Origin of the sequence: Marinobacter sp. MA, from assembly GCF_048298425.1 — a bacterium.
GTDB lineage: Bacteria > Pseudomonadota > Gammaproteobacteria > Pseudomonadales > Oleiphilaceae > Marinobacter > Marinobacter salsuginis.
Genome location: NZ_CP103058.1, coordinates 3,645,193 through 3,670,788, shown reverse-complemented (window position 1 = coordinate 3,670,788; position 25,596 = coordinate 3,645,193). Strand labels below are relative to the sequence as shown.

The 25,596-nt window shown below is 59.5% G+C and carries 23 protein-coding genes; 15 read left to right on the top strand and 8 right to left on the bottom strand.

Annotated features, from left to right (window positions below):
• Positions 1–57: 57 nt before the first annotated feature.
• Genes NUW46_RS17030 through NUW46_RS17015 form a run of 4 tightly spaced genes read left to right on the top strand, consistent with a single transcriptional unit; the run spans position 58 to position 4,285 of the window.
• Positions 58–1,848 (top strand): CotH kinase family protein, encoded by a 1,791-nt coding sequence (locus NUW46_RS17030; RefSeq protein WP_418140756.1) that lies wholly within the window; start codon positions 58–60, stop codon positions 1,846–1,848.
• A complete protein-coding gene (locus NUW46_RS17025; RefSeq protein ID WP_418140755.1) occupies positions 1,845–2,603 on the top strand; it encodes a polyphosphate polymerase domain-containing protein in 759 nt (252 codons plus the stop codon). The genes NUW46_RS17030 and NUW46_RS17025 overlap by 4 nt, the downstream gene beginning before the upstream one ends.
• Positions 2,587–3,171, top strand: coding sequence for a DUF4956 domain-containing protein (locus NUW46_RS17020; protein WP_305966508.1), 585 nt, complete (start codon positions 2,587–2,589; stop codon positions 3,169–3,171). The genes NUW46_RS17025 and NUW46_RS17020 overlap by 17 nt, the downstream gene beginning before the upstream one ends.
• Complete coding sequence (locus NUW46_RS17015) at positions 3,161–4,285, top strand: OprO/OprP family phosphate-selective porin (RefSeq protein WP_418140754.1); 1,125 nt, start codon at positions 3,161–3,163, stop codon at positions 4,283–4,285. The genes NUW46_RS17020 and NUW46_RS17015 overlap by 11 nt, the downstream gene beginning before the upstream one ends.
• Here NUW46_RS17015 and NUW46_RS17010 read toward each other — a convergent pair.
• Genes NUW46_RS17010 through NUW46_RS17000 form a run of 3 tightly spaced genes read right to left on the bottom strand, consistent with a single transcriptional unit; the run spans position 4,257 to position 7,743 of the window.
• Complete coding sequence (locus NUW46_RS17010; RefSeq protein ID WP_418140753.1) at positions 4,257–5,627, bottom strand: sensor histidine kinase; 1,371 nt, start codon at positions 5,625–5,627, stop codon at positions 4,257–4,259. The genes NUW46_RS17015 and NUW46_RS17010 overlap by 29 nt on opposite strands.
• On the bottom strand, positions 5,624–6,265 hold the full coding sequence (locus NUW46_RS17005; protein ID WP_418140752.1) for a LuxR C-terminal-related transcriptional regulator: 642 nt from the start codon (positions 6,263–6,265) through the stop codon (positions 5,624–5,626). The genes NUW46_RS17010 and NUW46_RS17005 overlap by 4 nt, the downstream gene beginning before the upstream one ends.
• Positions 6,265–7,743 (bottom strand): response regulator, encoded by a 1,479-nt coding sequence (locus NUW46_RS17000; RefSeq protein WP_418140751.1) that lies wholly within the window; start codon positions 7,741–7,743, stop codon positions 6,265–6,267. The genes NUW46_RS17005 and NUW46_RS17000 overlap by 1 nt, the downstream gene beginning before the upstream one ends.
• Positions 7,744–7,936: 193 nt before the next feature.
• On the opposite strand from NUW46_RS17000, the gene NUW46_RS16995 reads away from it, so the two are divergent.
• The 3 genes from NUW46_RS16995 to NUW46_RS16985 all read left to right on the top strand — a co-directional run bounded on the left by NUW46_RS16995 (position 7,937) and on the right by NUW46_RS16985 (position 10,172).
• The gene (locus NUW46_RS16995) at positions 7,937–8,221 is read left to right on the top strand and encodes a hypothetical protein (protein WP_069182785.1); all 285 of its coding nucleotides are present in this window, start codon (positions 7,937–7,939) and stop codon (positions 8,219–8,221) included.
• A gap of 64 nt (positions 8,222–8,285) precedes the next feature.
• Positions 8,286–9,662 carry a class II fumarate hydratase gene (locus tag NUW46_RS16990; protein ID WP_418140750.1) on the top strand — a complete coding sequence of 459 codons (1,377 nt, stop codon included), beginning with the start codon at positions 8,286–8,288 and terminating at the stop codon, positions 9,660–9,662.
• A gap of 27 nt (positions 9,663–9,689) precedes the next feature.
• Positions 9,690–10,172, top strand: a complete 483-nt coding sequence (locus tag NUW46_RS16985; protein WP_222465401.1) for a CDP-archaeol synthase — start codon at positions 9,690–9,692, stop codon at positions 10,170–10,172.
• Here the strand turns inward: NUW46_RS16985 and NUW46_RS16980 are convergent.
• Complete coding sequence (locus tag NUW46_RS16980; RefSeq protein WP_418140749.1) at positions 10,169–11,143, bottom strand: metallophosphoesterase; 975 nt, start codon at positions 11,141–11,143, stop codon at positions 10,169–10,171. The two genes, NUW46_RS16985 and NUW46_RS16980, sit on opposite strands and share 4 nt — an antisense overlap.
• A 166-nt stretch (positions 11,144–11,309) precedes the next feature.
• Between NUW46_RS16980 and chrA the strand changes: the two genes are divergently transcribed.
• The 3 genes from chrA to msrB all read left to right on the top strand — a co-directional run bounded on the left by chrA (position 11,310) and on the right by msrB (position 13,694).
• Positions 11,310–12,491: a chromate efflux transporter gene (gene chrA / locus NUW46_RS16975; protein ID WP_291908264.1), complete on the top strand. Its 1,182-nt coding sequence runs from the start codon at positions 11,310–11,312 to the stop codon at positions 12,489–12,491.
• A gap of 112 nt (positions 12,492–12,603) precedes the next feature.
• Positions 12,604–13,257, top strand: coding sequence for a peptide-methionine (S)-S-oxide reductase MsrA (msrA, locus tag NUW46_RS16970; RefSeq protein ID WP_222465398.1), 654 nt, complete (start codon positions 12,604–12,606; stop codon positions 13,255–13,257).
• An 11-nt stretch (positions 13,258–13,268) separates the two neighbouring features.
• Positions 13,269–13,694: a peptide-methionine (R)-S-oxide reductase MsrB gene (gene msrB / locus NUW46_RS16965; RefSeq protein WP_069181941.1), complete on the top strand. Its 426-nt coding sequence runs from the start codon at positions 13,269–13,271 to the stop codon at positions 13,692–13,694.
• Positions 13,695–13,723: 29 nt separating this feature from the next.
• On the opposite strand, the gene NUW46_RS16960 is transcribed toward msrB, so the two are convergent.
• Both NUW46_RS16960 and NUW46_RS16955 read right to left on the bottom strand, forming a co-directional pair.
• Positions 13,724–14,044: a cytochrome c gene (locus NUW46_RS16960; RefSeq protein WP_349342433.1), complete on the bottom strand. Its 321-nt coding sequence runs from the start codon at positions 14,042–14,044 to the stop codon at positions 13,724–13,726.
• Between the two features lie 57 nt (positions 14,045–14,101).
• The gene (locus tag NUW46_RS16955; protein WP_418140748.1) at positions 14,102–15,328 is read right to left on the bottom strand and encodes a sulfite oxidase; all 1,227 of its coding nucleotides are present in this window, start codon (positions 15,326–15,328) and stop codon (positions 14,102–14,104) included.
• 211 nt (positions 15,329–15,539) lie between these two features.
• Between NUW46_RS16955 and NUW46_RS16950 the strand changes: the two genes are divergently transcribed.
• Positions 15,540–16,304 (top strand): lysophospholipid acyltransferase family protein, encoded by a 765-nt coding sequence (locus NUW46_RS16950; RefSeq protein WP_209400039.1) that lies wholly within the window; start codon positions 15,540–15,542, stop codon positions 16,302–16,304.
• 26 nt (positions 16,305–16,330) lie between these two features.
• On the opposite strand, the gene NUW46_RS16945 is transcribed toward NUW46_RS16950, so the two are convergent.
• Positions 16,331–17,314 (bottom strand): calcium/sodium antiporter, encoded by a 984-nt coding sequence (locus NUW46_RS16945; protein WP_174805015.1) that lies wholly within the window; start codon positions 17,312–17,314, stop codon positions 16,331–16,333.
• 9 nt (positions 17,315–17,323) lie between these two features.
• Positions 17,324–18,574: a sodium:proton antiporter NhaD gene (gene nhaD / locus NUW46_RS16940; protein WP_222465394.1), complete on the bottom strand. Its 1,251-nt coding sequence runs from the start codon at positions 18,572–18,574 to the stop codon at positions 17,324–17,326.
• A 324-nt stretch (positions 18,575–18,898) separates the two neighbouring features.
• On the opposite strand from nhaD, the gene mqo reads away from it, so the two are divergent.
• From mqo to NUW46_RS16920, 4 genes are all read left to right on the top strand, one after another.
• Positions 18,899–20,380, top strand: a complete 1,482-nt coding sequence (gene mqo / locus NUW46_RS16935) for a malate dehydrogenase (quinone) (RefSeq protein WP_069181936.1) — start codon at positions 18,899–18,901, stop codon at positions 20,378–20,380.
• Positions 20,381–20,536: 156 nt separating this feature from the next.
• Positions 20,537–21,769 carry an ATP-grasp domain-containing protein gene (locus tag NUW46_RS16930; protein WP_136629244.1) on the top strand — a complete coding sequence of 411 codons (1,233 nt, stop codon included), beginning with the start codon at positions 20,537–20,539 and terminating at the stop codon, positions 21,767–21,769.
• Positions 21,770–21,824: 55 nt separating this feature from the next.
• Positions 21,825–23,849, top strand: coding sequence for a hypothetical protein (locus NUW46_RS16925; protein ID WP_418140747.1), 2,025 nt, complete (start codon positions 21,825–21,827; stop codon positions 23,847–23,849).
• A 48-nt stretch (positions 23,850–23,897) separates the two neighbouring features.
• Positions 23,898–25,568, top strand: a complete 1,671-nt coding sequence (locus tag NUW46_RS16920; RefSeq protein ID WP_069181934.1) for an acetolactate synthase large subunit — start codon at positions 23,898–23,900, stop codon at positions 25,566–25,568.
• The last annotated feature ends 28 nt before the right edge of the window (positions 25,569–25,596 follow it).

Here is a 25,596-nt window from a genome sequence, read left to right as displayed (position 1 = left end):
ACTCCCTCAACCGGTTTTCGACACCGGCAGGTTTCAGAACATCTGAGGGAGTAACAGATGAAAATAACAACGTTTGGCCGGAAAACCGGCTATGGACACGGGCTTTGGTCACTGGCGTTTGTCGGCATGGCGCTGCTGGCCGGCTGCGGTGGCGGAGGTGGAGACACCGAGGTTTCGAGCCCTTCCGATTTCGAACCACCTGCGGAGCCCGTGAATATCGGCGGCGATGCCGAACTTTACGATCCTGATCGGCTGATAAACGTGTCGGTCACCATGAGCCCTGCCGATTTCAGCCAACTGAAATCGGAAGCCCGCACCCTGGCCAGCACCGACCGGGAATGTGTCCCCGAGTTCGACTACACAGAATTTGCCGCCAGTGTCACCATCGACGGTGACCGCATGGACCGGGTGATTGTGCGCAAGAAAGGCTACATGGGCTCCCTGAGCCCCAGTATTCCCTCTCTGAAGCTGGATTTTGACGATCTCTGGCCAGGTCGCACCTATCAGAACATGACCCGGATGACCCTGAACAATAACCGTCAGGACCCATCCAATGCCCGCCAGTGCCTGGCCTATGACCAGTTCCGCCAGGCCGGGATCGCGGCGCCGAAATGCAACTACGCCAGGGTGTCGGTGAATGGGCAGGATCTGGGTGTGTTTACCAATGTCGAACCCATCAAGAAGCCGTTTCTGGCACGGGCATTCGGCGACGACGATGGCAACCAGTACGAGGCCCAGACGGCGGATTTCGGCACCTGGCTGAGCCAGCGTTTCGAGAAGAAAACCAACGAAAAAGAGAACGACCGTACTGACCTGCAGGCGGTTACCGATGCTCTGGCTTTGCCCGATGAGCAGATGGTGAATGTACTGCCGCAGCTGGTGGATGTGGATGAATTTATCCGGTTCTGGGCGGTGGAAACGCTATTGGGCGCCTGGGATTCTGCCAGTGGCAACGCCAACAACTTCCACATCTACCGGGACCCCGGAGACGGCCTGTTCCATTTTATTCCCTGGGGTGCCGACACGGCATTCCGTGGCGCGCATCCCCTCAAGCCCCTGACGGGGGTGCTCTATCGCAATTTCTCGCTGGCCGACCGGTTGTTCAATATCCCCGAGTACCGGGCGCGCTATGAGGCCGAGCTCGAAGACCTGCTGGCCACCCAGTGGGACGAAACCGCATTACTGGCGGAAGTGGAGCGGATTCGCGAACTTACGGGAACCACCGCGGACGCGGCAGCCAGCCTGAAAACCTTTATCAACGGCCGCGGTGAGCCCGGCGATGCCGAATACCGGCCAGCGCGCAGGGCCGTCATTGAACAGGCCATCGCCGAGGAAACGCCCACCGGGGAAGTATACCGGCTTGCGGATACAGAGCCTGACTGCGGTGCCCCGGCGACAACCAGCCTGACCGGCAGCATCAAGTCCGAGGGCGGTGCCGACACAGGATCTTTCCGCTTTACGCTGCCGGGTGGTCAGTCGGTGAATGCGAGCCTGACTTTTGCTGCCTTTGAGGTGGACAGCCTGGTGTACTCGGTGGATCGTGAGTCGAAGCCGGCCGTCATCAGCCTGCTGCTGATTGGCGCGGATGTTAACGACAACTTCACGCCCTATGTCCTGCAACTGTTTATCGAGGCATCCGATTACGTGCCCGGTAACCACCAGTTCCACGGCTTTGCCACCAACGCTCTGCTGTTCGAGGTGGATGAGAGCCAGCCCGGCGATGTGCGTACCCTGGCCCTGGGCGCCGAGGGCACGATGACCATCACCCGCGCAGGCACCGGCGCCAGTGAGGGCGACGTGGAACTGACCCTGGATGCCACCCTGGAATACGATTCGGGCATCCAATGAACATGGCCGTCACCGGCCCGCGGGAAGGATTCCGCGGGCACAGCCTGGCTGATCAGATGCAGGCCCGTTTGATGAACCGGGTCGACACCAAGTTCCTGGTGCCGGCCCACCGGCTGGATGCTTGCCTGCGTGGATTGGAGCACCACTACTCCATGTTGGAGATCGACGGCAACCGGCGATTCACCTACGACACCCTGTATTTCGACACTCCCGGACGTCAGCTGTACCTGGATCACCACAACGGCAAACTGAACCGGTTCAAGCTCCGCGTCCGCCACTACCGCGAAACCGGGGACAGCTTCCTGGAGGTGAAGAAAAAGAGCAATCGGGAGAGAACCATCAAGAACCGTTTACCGCTCACCTCGCAAACCGTTGCGAGCGGTCAGGTGAGCCATTTTCTGGAAGAGCAATTGGGCCTTCCGGTGGCAGGGATGCTGCCGGCTCTTTTTGTCAGCTATCGTCGGATGACCCTGATGAGCCCAAGGGGGACTGAGCGCATCACCCTGGATACCGGACTGGCGTTTCATTCGGCCGACCGCCAGAGCGGTATTCGCTTGCCCGACGTTGCGGTTTTCGAGGTCAAGTATGATCGGAAAATCCCCTGTTCCCCCCTGCTTGACCGCCTTGGTCAGCTTGGCTGCCGACCCGTGCAGTTCAGCAAGTACTGCGTTGGCACCAGCCTGTTGTTCGGCCACGAATGCAAAACCAATCGCTTCAAACCGCTGTTGAGGAGACTCCATGGAATCGGCAGTTGATTTCCATTTTGTGATCCGGCTTTTGATCAATACGGCCTCGGTGTTCGTGCTGATCCGTTGTTACTACGCCTTTTCCCGCCATAGGGAGAACGCCGCCTCGTTCATTCTGTTCGGGGTCGGCGTTTTCCTGGTGACTGCCCTGCTGCATTCGGTCACCGTCACCATGGGTTTTGCCTTCGGACTCTTCGCTGTCTTTTCTATGCTTCGGTACCGAACCGAGGCGCTGGGCATCAAGGAAATGACCTATCTGTTTCTGGTGATTGCCATGGCCCTGCTGGCGGCGGTTGGCACCATGCACCACCTGGAGCTGGTGTGTCTCAATCTGCTGGTTATTGTGCTTGCGTTGGTACTCGAAACCCGGGTGCTGCTGCCGAGGCATAGCGAGAGGGAGGTGGAGTACGAAAAGATCGAGAACGTCCATCGGGACCGGCGGGAACTGCTCATTGCGGATCTTCGTGACCGCACAGGTCTGGATGTGTTCCGGGTGGATGTGGTGTCCGTCAGCTATCTGCGGGATACCGCAATGTTGCGAATGCACTTTCGCCAGGAGCCCGATCATGTTCGCTGAGCTGAAATGGGCATTTCTGGTTATCGGTCTGACCCTGGTGTTTAGCCTGCAGCCCCTGCTTGTTATGGCGTCACCGCTGGAAGCCGAACTGGGTGGTTATGTTGCCGCCGGTGTCGACCATTACGGTGCGTTTTATGACGAGGATGGCGAGCGCAGCACCACCCGGGGCGTACTGCGCAATGCGAAGCTTGAACTGGAACTGAGTTGGGGAAAGCGCTGGGAGGCAGAGCTGGACGGCAGCTACAAGATCGAAGGCGACAAGAAAGAGCTGGATCTTGGTGATGCCTACCTTGTTTACGATGGCCCGAGCCGGTTCGAAGCCCAGGTGGGGCGCTTCAAAGAACCTTTCGGCCTGGAGCGCCTCGCAAGCTACACCAACCTGAACACCAGCGAGCGTTCGCTGGTGAGTTCGGCGTTCGCACCCGGGCGATCCACTGGCATTATGGCGGGGCAGTATCGCAATCGAGGCACCTGGTCACTGGGTCTGTTTACCGATGAACCCGATGGCGGCGCCACTCACGCCGTAACCGCGAGACTGACCCGTTCCCCTGTTCGTTCTGAGACCCAGACGGTGCATCTTGGCGCGGCGGTCTCCTACCGTGACCTCGGCGACAGCCGTTTCCAGATCAAGGATGAGGGGGAGGTGTTCAGCGCTGACAACGTTATCCGCAGCCCGAGATTCGAGGCTCGTGATGCCTGGCTGGCGGGCCTTGAAGCCGCCTGGCTTTATCATCGCCTGACCCTCGTGGCGGAAGCCATGGCCCAGAACGTGCGGCGAACCGACGGGTCACGCTGGCAGTTCGCTGGCGCTTACCTCCAGGCCGGTGTGTTCCTGACTGACGATCAACGCTATTACAGCCGTGGTGAGTTTGACCGGATTGAGCCCCGGCATCGGGCGGGCGCCCTGGAACTGGTCGCCCGGCACGGTGCGGTAGACCTGCGAGACAGGAACCTGGGGGCCGAGGCGAGCGTAACGCTACTGGGTTTTGCCTGGTATCTGGGCGAGGTTTTCCAGCTGCGCCTCAACTATCTGATACCGGATGTTAGCGGCAACACCTTGATGGCCGCGCCGGACGGAGACGCCGTTACCCTCCGCGCCGTGCTGCGGTTTTAGGGAGCGTGAGGGTTACCTCTGTCCATTGCCCGGGCTCGCTGGTAATCCGCATGCTGCCCTTGTGATGTCGCATGATGGTCTGGCAGATGCTCAGGCCCAGCCCCAGGTTGTCCGGTGTATCGCTGGTGGAATAGAACGGATCAGCGAGGCGCTTGATATCCTCCGGCGCGATGCCCTGACCGTTGTCCCGGATCCGGATGCGATGCGCGGTGTCGGTGCTTTCGGCGGTTATCTCGATTTTGCCGTGCCCAAGGCTGTTGCTGACGGCTGAGGCACCGTTGAGCAGCAGGTTCACGAACACCTGGGTCAGCGCCGATGGATAGCAGGGAAGCAGGGTCCCGTCCGGAATGTTTATGTGAAGCTCCACGCCTCTCAGTTGATGCCGGCAAAACCCGGTTGCGGTGGTCACCAGTTTGCGCAGATCGGCTGTTTCCAGATTGTGTTCCGGCACGGGACGAGAAAATTCGATCAGGTCAGAGACAATATCGGCGATGCGTTTCTGGTGCGTACTGGCGTCCGTCAGGGCATCTGCCACTTCGGAATCCCGGTTTACCGAACTTGCAAAATCCACCGCCTGGCTGGCGCAGTTCAGCGGGTTCATGATTTCGTGCAGAAGTCCTTTGGCCATATGGCTCAGAGCCTGTTGTTTCTGCTCCTGGGCCAGTCTCTCTTCCGTGATTTTCAGGGTCTCCAGGGTGCGGGACAGCTGGCGGTTCCGGTCGCGCAGCAGGAACTGGAGAGCCAGCAGATTGCGCAGAAACTGCGACAGGAACCAGGCCGACAGGGGCGCGACGACAAGGCACATCAGAATCAGCCAGTTGGTCAGAATGCCGATCAGGGTTTCGGCCACCTCGTGGCTGTCTACCGCCAAAAACGTGCAAAGTACCAGCAGTGACAGGTTAATCAGGATAATCAGGCTGGTGTGCAGCAGAGACAGGGTAATGATGCCCACGGAGCTGATAAAAAAGAACAGCCCCACGATGGGAGCGAGAGTCGCACCTGTGGTGATGTACCCCAGGTAGCTGAACACGGCCATGTTGAAAAATACCAGGTAGACGATCATCGGCGCGGACCGGCGCAGGCGCGTGAACCGGTGAGCGGCAATCAGGCCGGTCAGGATCGCTGTGTAGATCAGGTAGGTGCCGAAAATATCCGGTGCGTCCGGGTTCAGCGCCAGCCCGCCCAGGAACAGCAGGGTGCCGATGAAGGCAATGACCAGGTAAACGTCCGCGAACAGCGGCAGCACCCGGTAGCGATACTGGGTGTGGTAGAAGCGCTCGAAGCGCCGCTGGCGCCAGGCGGGCAGTTGGCGGATCTGATCGATGCCGGAAAGCAGTTTCACTCGGCGGCTCCGTGTTGGTGTCTTTGCATGAACAGTATCAGCTCGGGCAGGCGTTCGAAGCCGAGCTTCACGAATATCCGATCCTTGTAGGAGTGCACTGTTTTGCAGGACACGCCAAGCCGACCGGCAATGTCCCGTACCGGAAGCCGGCTGGCCATTAGCTGTGCCACTTCCCGTTCCCGTCCGGACAGGGCCTGGTATGCGAGCATGGCCGCCGGTTCGGGCTGCTGCCTCCAATTGCCGATATAAACCTGCCCGTTTCGAATGTAGAACAGGGTCTTGATCAACTCCTGAATTGGCTGGTCCTTGGACACTACGGCCTTGATGCCCGCTTCCAGATAGATTGCCATTCGCCCGTTGCTGACCGGTGTGTCCGAAATCAGCAATACCGAGAGAGAAGGGTTCATCGTCAGTGCATGCTCGGCGATGGTGAGCCCGTCGTTGTCCTGGAGGTTTTCTTCAATCAACAGCACCGTCGGCCTGGCCGCCTGCAGGTGATTGAGGGTTGCAACGCCGGTCTCGGATTCGCCGACCAGTTCGACCTCGCTGTCCAGCAGGATCTGGAACAGCAGGCTGTCACGGAGCAGGCGTTGCCCGATGGTGATGTACAGCCTGAGTCTGCGCTGGCCCGCCACCATCAGTCGGCCCTGGCCGGAAGTCGCAGGCTGACCCAGAGACTCTGGTCGCCCCCGTCGGTATCAATGTCGCCTGCCAGCAGCCGGCTACTTACGAATAGCATCAGCAGGGCGGTTTGCTGCTCCAGTAATGGGCGTGAAAGCCGGGTGATGGGCGCCAGCAGGTGGCTGTACATATGAAACGCATTGGCGTTGGTTACAGTGAGGTGGTCCCCGGCCTGAGTGATCTCCAAAGCAGTGCCCTTCAGTCCCGACGCATTCAGAAGCGTTGCCAGTGAATGGCAGAGCATCATCAGCGGTGTTTGTGTTTCGCTTGCGGCGGCGGGGTTGTCCAATGCGTCGGTCAGGGCCTTTTCAAAGGCTCGTCTGGTCAGGGGGTTGGGTGGTGCGTCTGGTTCCAGGTTGTCCAACTGCCGGCCCACCAACCCGACAAAGTCTCGCATCAGATCATGTTCCAGGGCGGTTTCCCGGCTCGCCCTCAGGTGAGGCGGCTGGGCCGGAAGCGTGCGGATGCTTGTCAGGGCGTCCAGAAAATCGGCGGTTGTCGGTTCGCCGGTAACACTGTCCACTCTGTCAGACAGGTGTTCGAGCAGCCGGGCATGTCGTTGTTGGCGAAGTTCCGCAAACTGTTGCTCGGCCATTGAGCGGGAGCTGTCCCGTGTTGCAACCAGGGCACGATGATGGGCCAGTGCCTTGCGGAAAAGGTTCAATAGTTCATCGGCGCGCCAGGGTTTTCTCTGGTACCTGAAAATCCGGCCTTCGTTCACCGCATCCATCGCCACATCCACTTCGCCCCAGGCCGACGTGAGAATACGGACAATGGTCGGATGCGACTGTCGGAGTTCGTCCAGCAGCTCTTTGCCGTGCATCCCGGGCATTCTCTGGTCGGTCATCACCACGGCAACATTGCCGTCATCCCGAAGGGTCAACAGGGCTTCTTCGGCACTGATGGCGCTCAGTACCCGGAACTCGGTCTGCATGTGCCCCAGCTGCCTCGACAGGTAACGGGTGGCAGTCGGTTCGTCATCGACAATCAGAATCGCCGGGCTGGGGCCCTCCGGGGCCTCTCTGGTATCCGGAGCGGATGATTGCGCTTCCCGGGTAAGGGCGGCGGCCAGCACGTGAGACCGGATGACATCCCGATCGACCGGTTGTTCAAAGCAGCGATCGATCAACTGATCATCAAGCAGCGTCACCAGGAGGTTCAGGGCAATGGCATCCCCGATCAGTATCTTCAGGATCCCGGGGTAGCGGTCCCGGACCTCTGATAGCAGCGACGATTCAAGGTGACTATCAGGCTGGTCAGGCACCAGAACGATGGCGACCGGTAGTGTGGAAGCCGAGGCGAGGTGATCGAGGGCAGTCTGATCAGAGGCGAATGCCTGAATCGTGAAATCCTCGCCAAACAGGTTTTCGAACTGCTGCCGTTCCTGGTTATCGTCATATCGGAGAAGGATCTCCGCCACTGCGCTGGTAGCCATTGTTGTGCGGGGGGCCTGCTGATGGGTTTTGGAAGAGACTAGCAACGGCAGAGAATTAGTGGTGTAGGAAATTCCTACAAATGGGGCCTGTCTAATGTTGGAAGCGTTGTTCTGTGACGGCCTTGGCACTATGGCCTGTTTCAAAGTCAGGAGCGACTACACTTATCACAGGTTCATCGAAAGGGAGATAACCATGACAGTTCCGGAAAATGGTCTGACGAACCACGAAGTGACAGTCTGCTTGGCTGGCGGTGCCGTTCTGGGGCCGTTCAATGCCACCTGGAGCAAGGATTCCGGGGGCGATGTGCGTGAACTGGTCCGCGAATACGACGCCTTCCTGCAGGGTGAAAAGCAGCACCGCTACAAATTCCATCTGCATGATACCTACACCAACACGGTTCATACCCTGATCCTGAATTTTGAACAGGTTACGGGCATCTGCGACCATGTTCGGCTCAGGTCCCAGGGCGGCGGTTGAGCCAGGGCCGGCCCTGGAGCGTACACGCCCAAAGCCACGAGCAAATGGACGGACAGGAGGGAATATGAGCGAATTCAGAACGGAAACGGACAGCCTCGGAGACGTCCAGGTACCTGCGGATGCGCTCTGGGGCGCACAAACCCAGCGTGCCGTGGAGAATTTCCCGGTCAGTGGTCAGCCAATGCCCCAGGCGTTCATTGCCGCAGTTGCGCAGATCAAGCGGGCAGCCGCAGAAGCCAACACCAGCCTGGGTCTGCTCGATAACGATCTCAGGGATGCCATTGCCCAGGCCTGTGAGGATATTGTGAAAGGCGAGTACGCCGATCAGTTTCCCGTGGACCGCTACCAGACCGGCTCCGGCACCAGCACCAACATGAATGTGAATGAGGTGATCGCCAGTATTGCCCGCAATGCAGGTTTCGAGGTGCACCCGAACGATCATGTGAACATGAGCCAGAGCTCGAACGATGTGATTCCGACGGCCATCCACGTGAGCGCGGTGATTGCGGCCAAGGAAAAGCTGCTGCCGGCGCTGTCGCATCTGTGCGGTGTAATCTACGAACAGGAGGCGGCATTCTCCAGTCAGGTTAAGACTGGTCGAACCCACCTGATGGATGCCATGCCGGTGACGCTGGGTCAGGAGCTGAAAACCTGGCGCGAACAGCTTCTGGCCGTTGAAAAGCGGGTAGAGGCCGCCGCTGATGAACTGTTGGCGGTACCCCAGGGCGGTACGGCAGTGGGTACCGGAATCAATGCGCTGCCGGAATTTTCCGGTCAGTTCGTCAAGTTCCTGCGGGCCAATACCGGTTATCCGTTTACGTCGCTCGATCACAAGTTTACCGGCCAGAGCGCGGTGGACGCCCCGGTGGCGCTGTCGGCGCAGCTGCGCGGTGCAGCCATTGTGCTCACCAAGATCGCCAATGATCTGCGCTGGATGAACAGTGGTCCGATTCACGGTCTGGCTGAAATCAGTCTTCCGGCATTGCAGCCGGGGAGCAGCATCATGCCGGGCAAGGTCAATCCGGTGATCCCGGAATCCGTTGCCATGGTGGGCGCCCAGGTGATGGGGCTGGATAGCGCTGTGGCCATCGCCGGCCAGTCCGGTAATTTCCAGCTCAACGTGATGCTGCCCCTGGTGGGTGGGAACCTGCTGGATATGACCGATTTGCTCTCCAATGCAGCCATCATGCTGGCAGACAAAGCGATCAAGGACTTTACGGTCAATGCCGACAACCTCAATGCAGGTGTGGGCAAGAACCCGGTGCTGGTAACCGCGCTGAATCCGGAAATCGGATACAGCCTGGCGGCAGACATCGCCAAGGAGGCCTACAAGACGGGGCGTCCGGTCATTGATGTGGCGGAGGAGCGCAGCGGCCTCAGCCGGGAACGGCTTGAGGAGTTGATGGACCCGCTCAAGCTGACCCGGGGCGGGATTGCCTGATCGGCCGTTTCAGAGAGGCGCAAACGCTTGCTGATCGTTCTGGAGCTGTTTTTGATGCTGGTGCTGGCCAACGGTACACCGGTGGTCGCAGCCGGGTTGTTGAAAAACCGCTGGTCAGCGCCGGTTGATGGCGGAAGACTCTGGTCCGATGGCCGGCCTGTCTTCGGTGAAAGCAAAACCTGGCGGGGGGTGGTTTCCGGCGCACTCGCCTGTGCGGTGTTTGCGCTGTTTACCGGTCTGGGGTTCCTTTTCGGGCTTCTGTTCGGCCTGCTCGGGCTGGCTGGAGATATGCTGAGCAGTTTTATCAAGCGTCGGCTGGGGCTGGCCTCCAGTGCCCGGGCCATCGGTCTGGATCAGATTCCTGAAGCACTCCTGCCCATGTTGCTGGCCATGGCGTGGCTGCCGGTGAGTTTCTGGGTGGTGCTGATTGTGGTGGTGCTTTTTACCCTTTCCAACATTTTCGGTTCACCGCTGCTGTACCGCCTCGGGATCCGTCGGCAACCTCATTAATCCGGCCCACGGGTCAGGGTGTGAAGGGTGACTTCCGGTGGGCAGTTGAGCCGAACATTGACAACAGACGTGCCCGAACCGGGGGAGGTATAACCCTGCATACCGTTCATTCGCCAGTAGCCTCGTCCAAGTGTTCGCGGGCAGTCAGAATCCAGGGTCACCGGTATGCCACCGGGCAGGCAGATCTGCCCGCCGTGGGTGTGACCACAAAGAAAGACGTCATAGCCCGCGTGGGCGGCCTCGCGCCAGATCTCCGGCGTGTGGCTGAGCAGAATGCTGGTGCCCCCTGCCGGGATCTTGTCTCCGGCCTGGTGCAGGTTGTGGACTTTGAAGAAGTGGGCATCGTCGACGCCCGCCAGGTACAGGGTCTGGCCGTCGCGCTCAATGGGTGCCATTTCGTTCATTAACAGCTGGTAGCCCATATCTTCCAGCGCCGGTACCATGCGAACGCTGTCGTGGTTACCCAGCACGGCGTAGGGTTTGCCCTTTATGCCATCCCGCAGCCTTGCCATGCCATCCAGAGCGCCCTCGATGGGCCCCCAGGTCAGTTTCCGGTAATCGCCGGTCAACACGCACAGGTCATAGTCCAGTGGCTCAATCTGGCGCAGCACCGCCTGCAGGTTGGCTTCGTCCATGTCCACGTGAAGATCGGTCAGGTGCAGAATGCGAAAGTCTTCAAAGGCCTCGGGCAGGCCGGGGAGGTGGAAGCGATTATGCACGGTATTCAGACGTCGGCTATTGCTCTGGCCGCGGCCCCAGAGACCAACCATGCGCAGACAGGTGCGTATAAACCCGGGCGCCGTGGCCCAGTTTTCCAGATGGAAGGAGCTGTGATCCTGCCCGAATACCTTCGCTTCAGCCTCCCGTTCAATGCCGAGCCTCTGGCGGGCGTGAACAGGGCCGAGCCGCAGGCTCAGGCGGTACTCCAGGAGTTCATCCTGGTTTTCCGGTGTGCGAGCCCTTGCCGTCATTTTTCTTCCTTTGTATGCCGAGCGGGGCATGGCCGATATGCAATGTGGCAAACCCTGACTCTCATTATGGATGGCCCTCGAAGGTATGCAACCAAAACGACATAATGTTCATGTTTGATGACATATTGGCAGGCCGAACCGGCCAACGATCAGAGTCAGAGTATTTATGACTGCATCACCAGGCGAAGAAGAGCTGTCCTCGTGGCAGATTTTTCTGTTGTTCCTCCGGCTCGGGCTGACCTCGTTTGGCGGGCCGGCAGCGCACCTTGGGTTCTTCCATGATGAGTTCGTGAAACGTCGGCGATGGCTCTCGGACAGTGCCTACGGAGAAGTCGTGGCCCTGTGCCAGCTGTTGCCTGGTCCGGCGTCCAGCCAGGTGGGTCTGACCATCGGATTCCTGCGCGGCCATTACCGCGGTGCCTTCGCAGCATGGCTGGGATTTACCCTGCCATCGGCGCTGATCATGATCAGCTTCGCGCTGGGGTTGAGCGCCTGGCCCGAGGCCGGCAGTGGCGGTTGGATACACGGCCTCAAACTGTTTGTTGTGGCGGTGGTGGCCCAGGCCGTCTGGCAGATGGGGCGAACCCTGTGTCCGGACCGTCCCCGAATCGCCATGGCTTTGCTGGTTGCCGTGAGTCTCCTGATAATCGGCGAAACCTGGATGCAGATATTGGCCCTGGCCATCGCCGGAGCTGTCGGTTCTGTTATGCAGTTGGGGAGCAGTGCGGCATCCGAACCGCTGCAGGTGCCTTTGCAATCCCGGAAGCCTGCGCTTCTTGCCGTGGCTTTTGCGGTCCTGTTGCTGGTTTCTTTCCTGCCACAGGCGACAGGTAGCCTCGGCTGGATCGCTGCGGAAATGTACCGGGCCGGCGCGTTGGTGTTTGGTGGCGGGCACGTTGTGCTGCCCTGGTTGCAGGAAGGCTTCGTGGCTTCCGGTGCCATGGCCGCGGACACCTTTCTGGCGGGGTATGGCGTTGCTCAGGCTATGCCGGGGCCGCTGTTCTCTTTCTCTGGATTTCTGGGTGGTTCACAGGCGGGTGCTATCGGTGGTGTTGTCGCCGTTATCGCAGTTTTTCTGCCCGGAACCCTGTTGGTCTTCGCCGGTCTTCCATTGTGGAGCTGGCTTCGCGAGCACCGTCGGGCAAGGTCTGCACTGGCCGGCGTCAACGCTGGCGTGGTCGGCCTGTTGCTGGCGGCGCTTTATGATCCGGTATGGACCTCGGCAGTCCATAGCGCCCTGGACCTGGGATTGGTGCTGGTTCTCTGGTTGTGCCTGGCCGTATGGCGGGTGCCGGTCTGGCTGCTGGCGCCGCTTAGTGCGCTGGGCGGGGTGATCCTGCTGCCTTGAACAGCGTACATATAAGCCGGCTAACGCCGGCGGGTACAAGGGTTGGCAAATCCGCAGGTTTCCAGCCACAATCGGGCCGTTACAGGCAGAAAACTTGAACGCAGAGGTCATCATGACGACATCGTGCAGTATTCCGGGTCTCAACGTTCCGCGCAGCCGTTTTCCCGACCCCGAGCAGGATCTGCCAGCGGCAGAAGGTGAGCAGCGGGTTGTGCTGGCGGGCGGCTGCTTCTGGTGTGTGGAGGCGGTTTTCCTGGCAATGGATGGCGTCACCAGCGTCGAATCCGGTTACGCCGGCGGTCATGCCAGTTCCGCCAATTACGAGGCCGTGTGCTCGGGTACTACCGGCCACGCCGAAGTGGTGGATGTCCACTATGATCCTGCCAAGGTCAGTTTTGGCGAGCTGCTCAAGGTATTCTTCTCGGTTGCCCATGATCCCACCCAGCTGAATCGCCAGGGCAACGACCGAGGCACCCAGTACCGCTCGGCGGTGTTTTATGAAACGGCGGAACAGCGGCGAGTGGCCGAGGCCTACATCCAACAGCTCAATCAGGCCGGGGTATATCCGGATCCGATAGTGACCACCCTGGAACCGCTCGAAGCGTTTTATCCAGCCGAGGAATATCACCAGAATTTTGCGGCCCGGAACCCCTATCAGCCCTACATAATGGCCGTGGCCGCGCCGAAAATGGAAAAGCTCGTAGACAGCTATCCTGACCGCCTGAAGCCGGAATTTACAGACAACGACACAGGCAGTACCGCCTGAGGAGACAGACCATGGGAGTGTCCAAGGCAGGCTATGACCTGACGCCATTGACCGAAGCGCAGGTTGAGGAAAAGGCCGCAGATCTGACATCGGAAGAGCGACGTGTATTGCTGGACCATGGTACCGAGCATCCGTTCTGCGGGACCTTGCTGGATAACAAGAAAGCCGGAGTTTACCACTGCCGGCTCTGCGATCTGCCTCTGTTCAGTTCGGACTCGAAATTTGACTCGGGAACCGGCTGGCCGAGCTTCTTCCAGCCCTTTGATCCGGAACACATCCGGTACATCGAGGACACCAGTCTAGGCATGACCCGCACCGAAATCCGCTGTCCCAGATGTGACAGCCATCTTGGCCATGTTTTTCCCGATGGCCCGCCGCCAACCGGGCAGCGTTACTGCCTGAACTCGGTTGCCATGGTGTTTGAGGAAAACGCCTGAGAACTGATGGGGGCCGTCAGGCCCCCATTCTATTTACTGCCGCCTGTCACAGTGGCTACATAGTGTGCCACCGCGTGGATCTGTTCCTCAGACAGCGACTCGTTAAACGCGGGCATAATACCAACCCCGCCGGTGACGGCATTGGCCACCTGTTCCAGGGTTGGCTTGAGTTCGTCCAGGTTCGGGCCGACGGCACCGGCTGAACCTGCGTCGGCGAGTGTGTGGCATATCGTGCAAGAGGGTTGTGCCTCCTGGGTGAAGACCTGCTTTCCTTTCTCCAGCTCACTGGCGACAACCAGTGAAGGTAGCCCGATCAGGGCTACCGCGAAAAATAATGCAGTTTTTCTCATGTTGTTGCTTTCCGCAAAGATCGGGGTCGACCTACTCCCGGCCGACCCGACCAGTCATCAACTGATGGCAACCGTAACTCCGTGGTCGCTCCAGCCATTGTGGCCGTAACCACGTTCATTCTCGACCCGGCCCTCAGGCTGGGTATTGCCCTCCACGTCTGTGGCACGGCTGATAATCCGATGCTCTCCAGCGGTTAGATCGGCTGCCAGTACAAACGGCCGCCAGGCATAGGGACCCAGATCCGGGCCCAGGAAGCGGGCCTGTTTCCAGGTTTTGCCGCCATCCACGGAAACGTCGACTTTTTCCAGGGCAACGGTGCCACCAAAGGCCACACCGTAAATCATGTTTCGGCCGGTCCGACCGCTTTCCAGAGGGGCGGTCACCCAGGATTTCACGTTCATTTCCCACATGGAGGGCTGATCCGGGGCGCCTTTTACACCAACATCACGGATCCGGTAACCGGAGGCCTGGATCTTGGCGTCAGTCTGGTTTTCGGTGAAGGCGACGTTCTTGACGTACTTCACGTTGTTCACGCCGTAGTAACCCGGCACCACCATGCGCAGCGGGCCACCGTGGGTATGGGTCAGAGGCTCGTCGTTCATTTCCCAGGCCAGCAGGGCGCTTTCCATGGCTCGGGTGGGAACGGAGCGCTCAACGATCACGGTTTTCGGGTCCAGACCGTCAGGCAGTGTCTCGCCGCCGGTACTGGTGATGTAGCGTGCCCCCTCGACAGGACCGCCCAGAGCCTCTACAACGTCCTTCAATGGCACTCCGGTCCACATGATGCAGCCAGCGGCGCCAACAGACCACTGGGTGCCACCTGCCCCGTGAGGGAAAAACGCCCGGCCGTTACCGGAACACTGCAGTACAGACGCAACGGTGGTTACGCCCATCTGCTTCAGGTCACCGACTGTCAGGGTTCTGGGGTTTTTGACGCCCTCGATCCGCACCTCCCAGACATCCGGGTTGTCGGTCACCGAGGCCGGTGGTGCCGGCAGGTTGTTGCGTACGAACAAACGGTCACTGGCGGTGATGACGCCGTTGCCGATGGCCCCCCGTTGGGTTTCCATGGTGTTGGTGCTATGAACGATCAGGGCGTTGCGTTCTTTCCAGGCCGCGTAATCCGGCAGTGATTTTGGCTCATCGGCCTTGGCCAGGGGCGTAAACCCCAGCACGGAAACCGCCGCCATGGCGCCGGCGCTGCCAAGCAGCAGGGTGCGCCGGGTAGGGTTCTGGAGGCCCGGGTCATTCGGGCCGCGCATCAGAGCTGTTTCCTGCTTCATGATCCGTCTCCTTTTTAGGGTTGTCGTCGGACGGTGGGACTGCTCTTTCGATTCTTTGGGGTTATATCCTTATATCTTATAGATAATGATCAAAAATTAATCAATGCTTTTGTGCGTTATCCAACGGGTTTTTCAGTCGCTATAATTCGCCGCTATTGAAATTCCCGGCAAGGCCGGGAACGAAACCGGGAAACAGAGAAGGGGCGCTGTGATGATTCGATTGAAGATGAATCCGCTAACGGAGTCGGCAACGCTTCTTCGGCGGGCAGGTGTGGTTCTTGGCAGTGTCGGGCTCACCGCACTCTTCTCCCTGTTGGTGTTGCTCCGGGCACTGTTCGGAAGGCTGAACCGGCCCATCGTTGATCAATACTGTCGGGAGTGGTCGGCGTCGCTGTTACGGCTGGTTCGTGCCAGTCTCACGGTGCGAGGGCAGGTGCCGGATTTCGGTGATGGCCGGCGCTACATCATCATGTGCACCCATGCCAGCCACTACGACATCCCGGTCACCTTCGTGTCGTTGCCGGGCTCCATTCGAATGCTGGCGAAAAAGGAACTGTTCAGTATTCCACTGCTGGGGCAGGCCATGCGTGCAGCTGAATTCCCCTCGGTGGACCGTTCCAACCGACAACGTGCCGTGCGAGACCTGGAAAAGGCCCGTGCCATGATGGAGAGCGGAATCGTGCTCTGGGCCGCACCTGAAGGAACCCGTTCACCGGATGGCAAGCTTCTGCCCTTCAAGAAAGGCTGCTTTCATCTGGCGCTGGATACCGAGGCGGTGATTGTGCCGGTGGCCGTGCGCGGGATTCATCGGGTGTTGCCGGCCCGCACCTGGCAAATCAACCTTGGCCAACCGGTGGACGTCCGGGTGGGTGAGCCTCTGGAGACGGCCGGCAAGACCAAGGCCGACCTGGATGAGGTTATGACCGAGGTGCGCGCAAGGTTGACTGAGTTGCTGGGGGATGGTGAAGCCGGTTAGCACAGGCCTCACACAGTTATGTCATATCAGGCGGTGCCGGCGGCCACCACCGTGGACAACAGATAACCGGTATAGGCAACGTAGACCAGTACCAGGATGCCGCCATCCACACGGCTTACCAGCTTGCGCCAGCCAGTCAGGCCGTAGCCCATCAGGAACAGGCCCACCGTAAGTGCCAGCATCAGGGTCCAGTCCCGGTAAAGCACTTCCGGATCCACCGCCAGGGGTTCGATAGCGGCGGCAAGCCCCACCACGGCCAGGGTGTTGAAGATGCCGGATCCCAGAATGTTGCCCAGGATGAGGTCGTGCTCGTTCTTCTTGACCGCCGCCAGGGCCGAGGCAAGCTCGGGAAGGGAGGTGCCGATGGCAACAATGGTCAGGCCGATCACCAGGTCGCTGACACCCAGGCTCTGTGCAATCGTGACTGCACCCCACACCAGCAGGCGGGAACTGACAATCAGTAGTACCAGGCCGATCACCAGCCAGATAACAGCGGTTTTGAGGGGCATGGGATGGGCGATGATTTCGGCATCGGCATCACCGGCCAGGGGGTCGGCTTTACCTCTCAGGCCCTGGTAGATGGACCAGCCCATGACTGCCGCGAAGACCGCCAGAAGCACCCAGCCATCCAGGCGCGAGAGTTGGCCGTCCAACAGTTGGACCCCGGCAATCAGAGTGAGTCCGATGAGTAGCGGCAACTCTTTTCGGATGACCTGGGAGTGCACCGCGATCGGGGCGATAACCGCCGTGAGGCCGACAATCAGGGCAATGTTGGTGATGTTGGAGCCATAGCCGTTACCCAGGGCCAGGCCAGGGTTGCCGTCGGACGCGGCCATGGCGGAGACCGCCAGTTCCGGTGCCGAGGTGCCGAAACCGATAATCACCATGCCGATCAGAAGGGTGGGCATGCCCAGATGTTTGGCGGTCGCCGCAGCGCCCTCGACAAATTTGTCGGCACTCCAGACCAGCAGTACCAGGCCGGCGATGATTGCGCCAAATGCCATTAGCATAGATAGACCTCAGTTGATGAAACGTCCGAGCATGAAAACCCCGGCATAGCCAAGGGTGTAGGCTGCCAGGAGGTGTGCAAGATACCGCATATAAGCCGCAAAGGTCAGCCCCGGGACCTTGCTCATTGCCACGATGCCGGCGGCCGAACCGATCACCAGCAGCGAGCCGCCCACGCCCACGGCGTAAGTCAGTCCCATCCATTCGCCGGGACTCATGTCGATGCCGGCCTTCAGCAGTGCTGCCGTCAACGGCACGTTATCGATCACCGCCGAGAAGATACCCATCAGGTAGTTTGCGTAAAGCGGTGGCAGGACATCGTAGATGGCCACCAGCGAGTCCAGCGCATGAATCTCCTTGAGCATGCCCACCAGCAGAAGGATGCCGAGGAAGAACAGCAGGGTTTCAAACTCGATGATACGGATGTATTCGAGAATCGGGTCCAGGTCCGAGTCGTCACTCATGAATCGCGATACCAGGAACATGATGGACAGGCCGAACAGAAAGGTCAGAACCGGTGGGATTCCGAACAGGGCGTTGCCAGCGATCGTGCTAAGGATTGTTAACAAAAACAGTCCGCTGATGACCGCATCAACCCGTCGCACCGGGGTGGTGTTGGAACGAAGTGTCACGGTACCTGTCAGGCCCCGTGAGAGGAAGACAGCAAGGATGAAAACCGTAATCGAGGCCGGGATCGCGAGGGTCAGCAGAGTCAGTATTTCCACCTTTTCCGCGAGGAAAATCATCAGAGTGGTAACGTCGCCGGTGATCAGGGAAACGCCGCCTGAGTTGACCGCAAAAACAACCAGCGTGACAAACTGGATGCGCTTTTTCAGCTCCAGATCCAGCGAGAGAATCAGGGAGCATGAGACTAAAGTGGCGGTGATATTGTCTGCCAAAGAGGAGAAAATGAAACAAAAAAGACCGGTCAGGAAAAGTAACCGCCTCTCGCTTACCTGTTTCGGCATGATCAGGTAAATCACGTTTTCGATCATACCCTTCTTATTCAGGTAGGCGACGAATGTCATGGCTGCGACGAGAAACAGCCACAATCCGGCGATTTCGGCAATGCTCTCGGACAGGCCGGCGGAAATGGCAGACGTTTCATCCGGGCTATCACTGAACAGGAAGAGCAGCATCCAGCTCATGGTGCCAAAGAACAGCGTTACCTTGGCTTTGTTGATGTGGATGACTTCTTCAAATATGACGCCCAACAGCGCCAGAACCGCGAGAACAATCAGAAACGCATCAAGGGCAGACATTGGGGAAATCCCGTCCTGGTTTGTCAGAGTAAAGGCCGAAGCCGGCCAGACAGATCATGCGGGCGGATTTTAGACCTTTGGCCCGAAGCAAACCACTGTTCGCAAGTGCACGTATCGGCAGGTGGAACCAGTAAAAGCCTGATAAGGCCGCAACGATTGACAATCGCAATTTATTATCCCGGCGAAAATCGGGATAATTGCGCGCACATTCAGACCGGAAGCAGACGGCGGCGCCGTTTACCTCGCGCCCGACCGGCTTTCGACAGGCCTCCTTGCTGATCGTGAGGAGGTAAAAAGGCTCAACACTAGCTAGGGTGAAAACCAATGGCCGTTAGACAGGCAGACGTAGTGCTGGTCGGTGGTGGCGTCATGAGCGCCACTCTCGGCATGATGCTCAGGCAGCTTGATCCGTCCCTGGACATCGTCATGGTGGAGCGTCTCGACCACGTTGCCCATGAGAGCACAGACGGATGGAATAACGCAGGTACCGGACACGCCGGATACTGTGAGCTTAACTACACCCCTGAAACCGACGATGGCGACGTGACCATCGATCGTGCCCTGCAGATCAACGCCCAGTTCGAGGTGTCGCTGCAGCTCTGGTCCTATCTGGTGGAGCAGGGCATCCTGCCCGAGCCATCCACCTTTATTAACCGCACGCCACACCAGAGCTTTGTCTGGGGTGAAAAGGACGTGGCCTTCCTCAAGCGCCGCTACGAGCGCCTGAGCGCCCATCATCTGTTCCGTGATATGGAATACACCGAGTCCCCGAAGGATCTCGAAGAATGGATGCCCCTGATCGTCAATAACCGGGACCCGATGCAGCGTGTTGCCGCGACCCGGATCAAGCACGGCTCGGATGTGGATTTCGGTTCTCTCACCCGCAGCATGGTGAGCTGGCTGGAGACCCAGCCGAACTTCGAGCTGATGCTCAGCTCGCCGGTGCACTACATTGACCAGCGGGACAACGGCCGCTGGAAGCTTCGCGTCAAGAACCAGAAGACCGGCGAGCTGACCAAGCTGGAGACCGGCTTCGTGTTCCTCGGGGCCGGTGGTGGTGCGTTGCCGCTGCTGCAGAAGTCCGGTATCGAGGAAGCCCGGGGCTATGGCGGCTTCCCGGTCAGTGGTCAGTGGCTGGTGTGTGGCAAGCCCGACATCGTCCAGCAGCACGATTCCAAGGTATACGGCAAGGCGCCGATCGGCGCGCCACCCATGTCGGTGCCGCACCTGGACACGCGTATCATCAACGGCGAGCCGGCCCTGTTGTTTGGCCCCTTTGCCGGTTTCACCACCCGCTTCCTCAAGCAGGGCTCCATCTTTGACCTGATCGGCTCGGTGAAATCCACCAACCTCAAGCCGATGCTCTCGGTGAGCAAGAGCAACATGGACCTGACCCGCTACCTGATCGGGGAAGTGTTCCAGTCCCACAGTGACCGGGTGGCCTCGCTGCGCAACTTCTTCCCGGACGCCATGGAAGAAGACTGGCAGCTGCGTATGGCCGGCCAGCGGGTGCAGATCATCAAGCAGGTTGATGGCGGCGGTGGCAAGCTCGAGTTCGGCACCGAAATCGTGGCGGCCAAGGACGGGACCCTGGCAGCACTGCTTGGCGCTTCCCCCGGGGCCTCTACCGCAGCCAATGCCATGATCAATGTGATCGAGCGCTGCTTCCCGGAAAAGATCAAGACGCCGGAGTGGCAGGAGCGCATGAAAGAGCTGGTGCCGTCCTACGGCCACTCCCTGGTTGAAGACGAAGCACTGCTGACTGAAGTCCGCGCGAGGACCCTGTCGACCCTGAAACTGGGCTGATATTCCCAAACGGTCTAAGAAACCGAAAGGCACTGCGAACACTGGGTTTTATCCCGCTGATCGCGGTGCTTTTCGCGTTTTAGAAGGGGGCGAAATTTGCGATTTCACAGCTACCGCGTAGGGTTATAAGGCAACCCTTAGGAAAGGAGAGAGCCTGTGAGTGAGCAAAAGTACAATCCTGAGAAAGGGTATATTGCGCTGTTGGGCTGGAGCCTGAATGCGGTAGAAGCGGCCGACAAGTTTGACCGTCGGTATGTTGTCGTGGCACCGGATTGGGCGGAAGCCTACTGCGAAGAGCACGACATCCCCTACGTGCCCTGGAATTTTGAGCGTCTGAACGACCGCTCTGTGGAGATTGCACAGACCCTCAAGGAGATGGGCGTTGACGTTGCCATCCCGTTGTTTGAGGAAACCGTGGAGTGGGCCGGTGCCATCAACTCGGTGTTGATGGACAAGCCGCGTCTGTTCGGTCAGGCCATGTTGTTGCGTGACAAAGCGCTGATGAAGCGCCGGGCCCAGCTCGGTGGCATCCGGGTGGGTATCTTCGAGGAGGCCCACGATAAGGGCGACGTTATCCGGTTCCTCAAGCGGGTAAATCAGACTCTGCTGAAACTGGATGGCGACCCCAACGACCCGATCCACCTCAAGGCGTTCGACAAGGCCGGCTGTCTGGGCCACCGGGTGATCCGCACGCCGGACGAAGTGGACACCATCCCGGAAGAAGAATTTCCGGTTCTGATGGAGTCGCACCTGGATGGCTGGGAATTTGCGGTCGAGGCCTGGATCCACAACGGCAAGATCGCCTTCCTGAATATCTCCGAGTATGTAACCCTGGGCTACTCCGTGTTCGTCCCGGCAACACCCGACCTTGAGAAATACCGGGACCAGATCCGGGGCGAAATCGAGAAGCTGATCAAGACCTTTGATATCGAGTTCGGATTTATCCATCCCGAGTATTTCGTAACCAGCGACCGGACCATGTACTTTGGCGAGGTTGCCTATCGTCCGCCGGGCTTCAAGGTGTTCGAGTTGCTGGAGAAGGCCTATGGCTTCAACGCCTATCAGGGTCTGATTCTGGCCTTCGATCCGAAAACCACCGAAGAAGAAATCAAAGCCTTTTTCCCGAAGGAAGTGGTGGATGCCAAGGGTTATGCCGGCTGCTTCGGGGTCTATCCGCGTCGCCGGGTGGTCAGCAGACTGGAGATCCCGGAAGAGACCGAAAATCACGAATATTTCGAGTCTCACGAGCTGACGCCGCCGCTGGAAGAAACCGTTACCAAGCGTACTGCGTTCGGTACCCACTGGGGTCTGGTGTATTTCTTCGGTGAGGATCCTTACGTCATGCGGGACCTCCTGAAACATCAGGAAGACCTCGATTTCTATGTATAATCAGGAGAAGCATTAACAACAAACGGGTTTGGTGCCAGGCCCTGAGGATTATCGTTTGAACGATCACCAACCGGGCAGCGCAACGCCAGCTGTGAATTTCGACAAGCTGGTGCAACGGCTGGATGACGCGATCCAGGCCATGGAAGAGAGCCGGCCCTTCGCCAGGGCCGGCAAGCTTCCGCGCGTACTGGATACTGCCCGCAGGGTTCTGCTGCAACCTGAAGGTTGCCGGATCATCGAGGAACGGGCCGAGCGCCTCGAGCTGGCGGGCGTGTTCGCCGGCACTGACTGGGCCGAACCCGGGATACTGCTCCCCACGCTGACAACCCACTCGCTACAAAGCCAGAATGCCGATACCGTGGTCATCGAGGCCTTCAGCGAGCTGAGGCTGCTGGCCGTGGCCCGGGGCAGTTACCTCCATCCCTCCGTTTCATCCGAACAGGCCCATCACTACCTGACCCAGGTGCTGGCCATCAACCTGGGTCTGTTGTTCGGTATGACCGGTGAGGCCGAGCGGGAGCAGGGCAAGCTGGCACTGATCAGCCAGGCTGTTGTTCAGTATGTGGCCCACCATATCGGCTACGAACATGTGATTGACAGTCTGATCGAGGAAATCTGGCGGATCCTCGAACAGCGACCAATCCAGGTGTCGGACGTGCGCAGGATGATCACGCAGATTGCTCTGTGCCGGGCCGACCCGCACGCCGACCTGGGTAGCGCAGGTCGAGGTGCCGACCGACTGATCTCAAGCCTCTACGGGCCCACCCGCGCCTGCAGTGAAGACCCGGGAACCGTGGTGTACCAGCAAAGACTGGAAACCATGGATGCCCAGGCCCTGCAGAACGAGGCCACCGGATTCGCGCGTTCCATGCACGACACCGGGCTGGTGTCGCCCTACCACGCCGCGTTCATACGGTTCATTCTGGCCGACCAGGACACCCTCCTAAGTGAAGCGCTTGGTCTGTCCAGTACCGGCCGGGACTGCCTGTTGTGTTACCGGGAGCTGGTGCACACCTTGATCGAGGAAGGTATTTATCCGGAAACGGCCCAGGGCATCTATGGCTTGGCGCTGCTGCTGGAGCGGGGCATTCTCTATCAACCTCCGGTCGCGCCGGCGCTCTGGCGCCAGGCCCGTCTGTCCCTCTGCCCCCACGCCCGGGAACGCCTTGAGCTGGCCTATGGCTACCAGCCACAACCCGGTGCCTGGCTGATCCAGGGCGTGCTGAACATGCTCGGGCAGCCCCTGGGTGTAGGGCAGGGCAATAACCCCACTTGCCAGTCGGCCCGCGCCTTGTCTATGTGGGCCTACAACGATCCGGACTATCTGTTGCAGATGGTGGCCTGGGCCGCCCGTGATAACGAGATCGTCATGCACTTCGAGGGCCAGCCAGTGTCATCGGCCCGGAGTGTCGGTGGCGTGGCTTCCGAGGTAACACTCGATCTGGATCCGGTTTCGCTGGTGGTGGTGCCACACCTGGACCGCATTTATGTGGAAATGGGCCGATTGTGTGTCGGGCGCGAGGGTGATCCCCATAAATGGGTAAACCCGGAATTCCACGGCTGGTCGGCTGGCCGCGGCTTTGCCATCAACGTCGATGTGGCGACTGGCAAACTGCACGATCTGGAAGGCTTTATCCGCCACTTCTACGCCAGTTATCACCCCTACTACAATGGCAATCAGCCACTGATTCATCCGCAGCCGGCGGGTATCGCCGTTACCGACAGTGCCGCCCGGTTTATCGGCTGGCACGCTATCACCATTCTCCGGGCCGCGCTCGACCCGGATGGAGAGATGCGGATTTACTTCTTCAACCCCAACAACGACAGCGGCCAGAACTGGGGCGACGGCGTCAAGGTAAGCACCTCCGGTTACGGCGAGCGTTTCGGCGAGTCGTCGCTGCCTTTCGAGCAGTTCACATCGCGGCTGTACATCTTCCATTACGATCCCCTGGAGCGGGGCGAGCCTGCGGAAGTGAACGAAGACGCCCTCCGGCGCGTAACAGAGGGTGTGTATCGCAGCTGGGGTAAGGATCGCGTACCGGCAGAAGCGCTTCAGGCGGAGCCGCCCAGAACCGATTGATCCCGGTACCTGCCGATCACCCGGAATCCACAGATCAAGAGGAAGGCCATGGCCAACGAACACTCGCCGGCCCGTAACGGGGCCGAGTTGTTTATCCGGGCGCTGGAAAACGAAGGCGTTGAATACATTTTCGCGGTGCCCGGCGAGGAAAATCTCGCCTTCCTTGAGGCCCTGAGAACCTCCAGCATCAAGCTGGTGCTCAATCGTCATGAACAGGCCGCCGGCTTCATGGCCGCCACCTATGGACGCCTGACCGGGCGCGTGGGTGTGTGCCTGTCTACGTTAGGGCCGGGTGCCACCAACTTCGTCACCGCAGCAGCCTATGCCCAGCTTGGCGGTATGCCCATGATGATGATCTCGGGCCAGAAGCCCATCAAATCCTCCAAGCAGGGGCTGTTCCAGATTCTGGATGTGGTGGACCTGATGCGTCCGCTCACCAAGTACACCCGACAGATTACCAATGCCAACACCATTCCCGCCAAGGTGCGGGAAGCGTTCCGCCTGGCCTCCGAGGAGCGTCCGGGTGCGGTGCATCTGGAATTGCCGGAGGACATCGCCGACGAAGTGCCTGAGTCCGACACCCATATCTTCAAGCCCAGCGATGCCCGCCGCCCCTCAGCCAGCCCGAAAAGCCTGGAGATGGCCTGCGAGATGCTGCGCGAAGCCCGGCACCCGCTGATCATGATTGGCGCCGGCGCCAACCGGAAGCGGGTCTCACAGGCGCTGCTGCACCTGGTGAATGTGACCGGCATCCCGTTCTTCACCACCCAGATGGGCAAGGGCGTGGTAGATGAACGGCACCCCCGTTACCTCGGTAACGCGGCCCTCTCGGCCGGCGACTTCGTCCACTGCGCAATCGACCGCGCCGATCTGGTGATCAATGTCGGCCACGATGTCGTGGAGAAACCGCCCTTTTTCATGACGCCTGGTGGCAAGAAAGTCATCCATGTGAACTTCAGTGCTGCCGATGTCGACCCGGTTTATTTCCCCCAGCACGAAGTGGTGGGAGATATCGCCAACAGCGTGGAATACATGGCCGAAAACTGTGGCCAATGCGCCAACCACGACTTCACTCGCCTGATGGAAGTGAAGGAGGCGGTGGACGCCCACCTGCAGGAACGGGCCGAGGACGACCGCTTCCCGGTGATTCCCCAGCGCATTGTCCACGATGTCCGGCAGGTGATGCCCGAGGACGGGATCATCACGCTGGACAACGGTATGTACAAACTCTGGTTTGCCCGCAATTACCCGGCCTACGACAACAACACCGTGCTGCTCGACAACGCTCTGGCTTCCATGGGGGCTGGCCTGCCAAGCGGCATGATGGCCTCCATGCTGTATCCGAATCTGAAAGTGATGGCGGTGTGTGGCGACGGCGGGTTCATGATGAACAGCCAGGAGCTGGAAACGGCGGTACGCCTGAACCTCAACCTGGTTGTGTTGATTATCAACGACAGCGCCTACGGCATGATCAAGTGGAAGCAGGGGCAGGAGGGGTATACCGATTTCGGGCTGGACTACCGCAACCCGGATTTCGTCACCTATGCCGAGTCCTATGGTGCCAAAGGCCATCGCATAACCCGCACGCAGGATTTGCAGCCAACCCTGGAAAAGGCCCTGGCGGAAGGCGGTGTCCATCTGGTGGAGGTGCCTGTGGATTACAGTGAAAACCGCCGGGTGTTTGATGAGGAACTGGCGGAACTGACCTGCAGGTTGTAAGGGGTGTATCATGCTCTGCGGATATTGA

Excerpts from the sequence above, each read along its gene's own strand:
- NUW46_RS17030 (WP_418140756.1), top strand. The coding sequence starts at position 58 with ATGAAAATAACAACGTTTGGCCGGAAAACCGGCTATGGACACGGGCTT.
- NUW46_RS17025 (WP_418140755.1), top strand. The coding sequence starts at position 1,845 with ATGAACATGGCCGTCACCGGCCCGCGGGAAGGATTCCGCGGGCACAGC.
- NUW46_RS17020 (WP_305966508.1), top strand. The coding sequence starts at position 2,587 with ATGGAATCGGCAGTTGATTTCCATTTTGTGATCCGGCTTTTGATCAAT.
- NUW46_RS17015 (WP_418140754.1), top strand. The coding sequence starts at position 3,161 with ATGTTCGCTGAGCTGAAATGGGCATTTCTGGTTATCGGTCTGACCCTG.
- NUW46_RS17005 (WP_418140752.1), bottom strand. The coding sequence starts at position 6,265 with ATGGTGGCGGGCCAGCGCAGACTCAGGCTGTACATCACCATCGGGCAA.
- NUW46_RS17000 (WP_418140751.1), bottom strand. The coding sequence starts at position 7,743 with ATGGCTACCAGCGCAGTGGCGGAGATCCTTCTCCGATATGACGATAAC.
- NUW46_RS16995 (WP_069182785.1), top strand. The coding sequence starts at position 7,937 with ATGACAGTTCCGGAAAATGGTCTGACGAACCACGAAGTGACAGTCTGC.
- NUW46_RS16990 (WP_418140750.1), top strand. The coding sequence starts at position 8,286 with ATGAGCGAATTCAGAACGGAAACGGACAGCCTCGGAGACGTCCAGGTA.
- NUW46_RS16980 (WP_418140749.1), bottom strand. The coding sequence starts at position 11,143 with ATGACGGCAAGGGCTCGCACACCGGAAAACCAGGATGAACTCCTGGAG.
- chrA (WP_291908264.1), top strand. The coding sequence starts at position 11,310 with ATGACTGCATCACCAGGCGAAGAAGAGCTGTCCTCGTGGCAGATTTTT.
- msrA (WP_222465398.1), top strand. The coding sequence starts at position 12,604 with ATGACGACATCGTGCAGTATTCCGGGTCTCAACGTTCCGCGCAGCCGT.
- msrB (WP_069181941.1), top strand. The coding sequence starts at position 13,269 with ATGGGAGTGTCCAAGGCAGGCTATGACCTGACGCCATTGACCGAAGCG.
- NUW46_RS16960 (WP_349342433.1), bottom strand. The coding sequence starts at position 14,044 with ATGAGAAAAACTGCATTATTTTTCGCGGTAGCCCTGATCGGGCTACCT.
- NUW46_RS16955 (WP_418140748.1), bottom strand. The coding sequence starts at position 15,328 with ATGAAGCAGGAAACAGCTCTGATGCGCGGCCCGAATGACCCGGGCCTC.
- NUW46_RS16950 (WP_209400039.1), top strand. The coding sequence starts at position 15,540 with ATGATTCGATTGAAGATGAATCCGCTAACGGAGTCGGCAACGCTTCTT.
- NUW46_RS16945 (WP_174805015.1), bottom strand. The coding sequence starts at position 17,314 with ATGCTAATGGCATTTGGCGCAATCATCGCCGGCCTGGTACTGCTGGTC.
- nhaD (WP_222465394.1), bottom strand. The coding sequence starts at position 18,574 with ATGTCTGCCCTTGATGCGTTTCTGATTGTTCTCGCGGTTCTGGCGCTG.
- mqo (WP_069181936.1), top strand. The coding sequence starts at position 18,899 with ATGGCCGTTAGACAGGCAGACGTAGTGCTGGTCGGTGGTGGCGTCATG.
- NUW46_RS16920 (WP_069181934.1), top strand. The coding sequence starts at position 23,898 with ATGGCCAACGAACACTCGCCGGCCCGTAACGGGGCCGAGTTGTTTATC.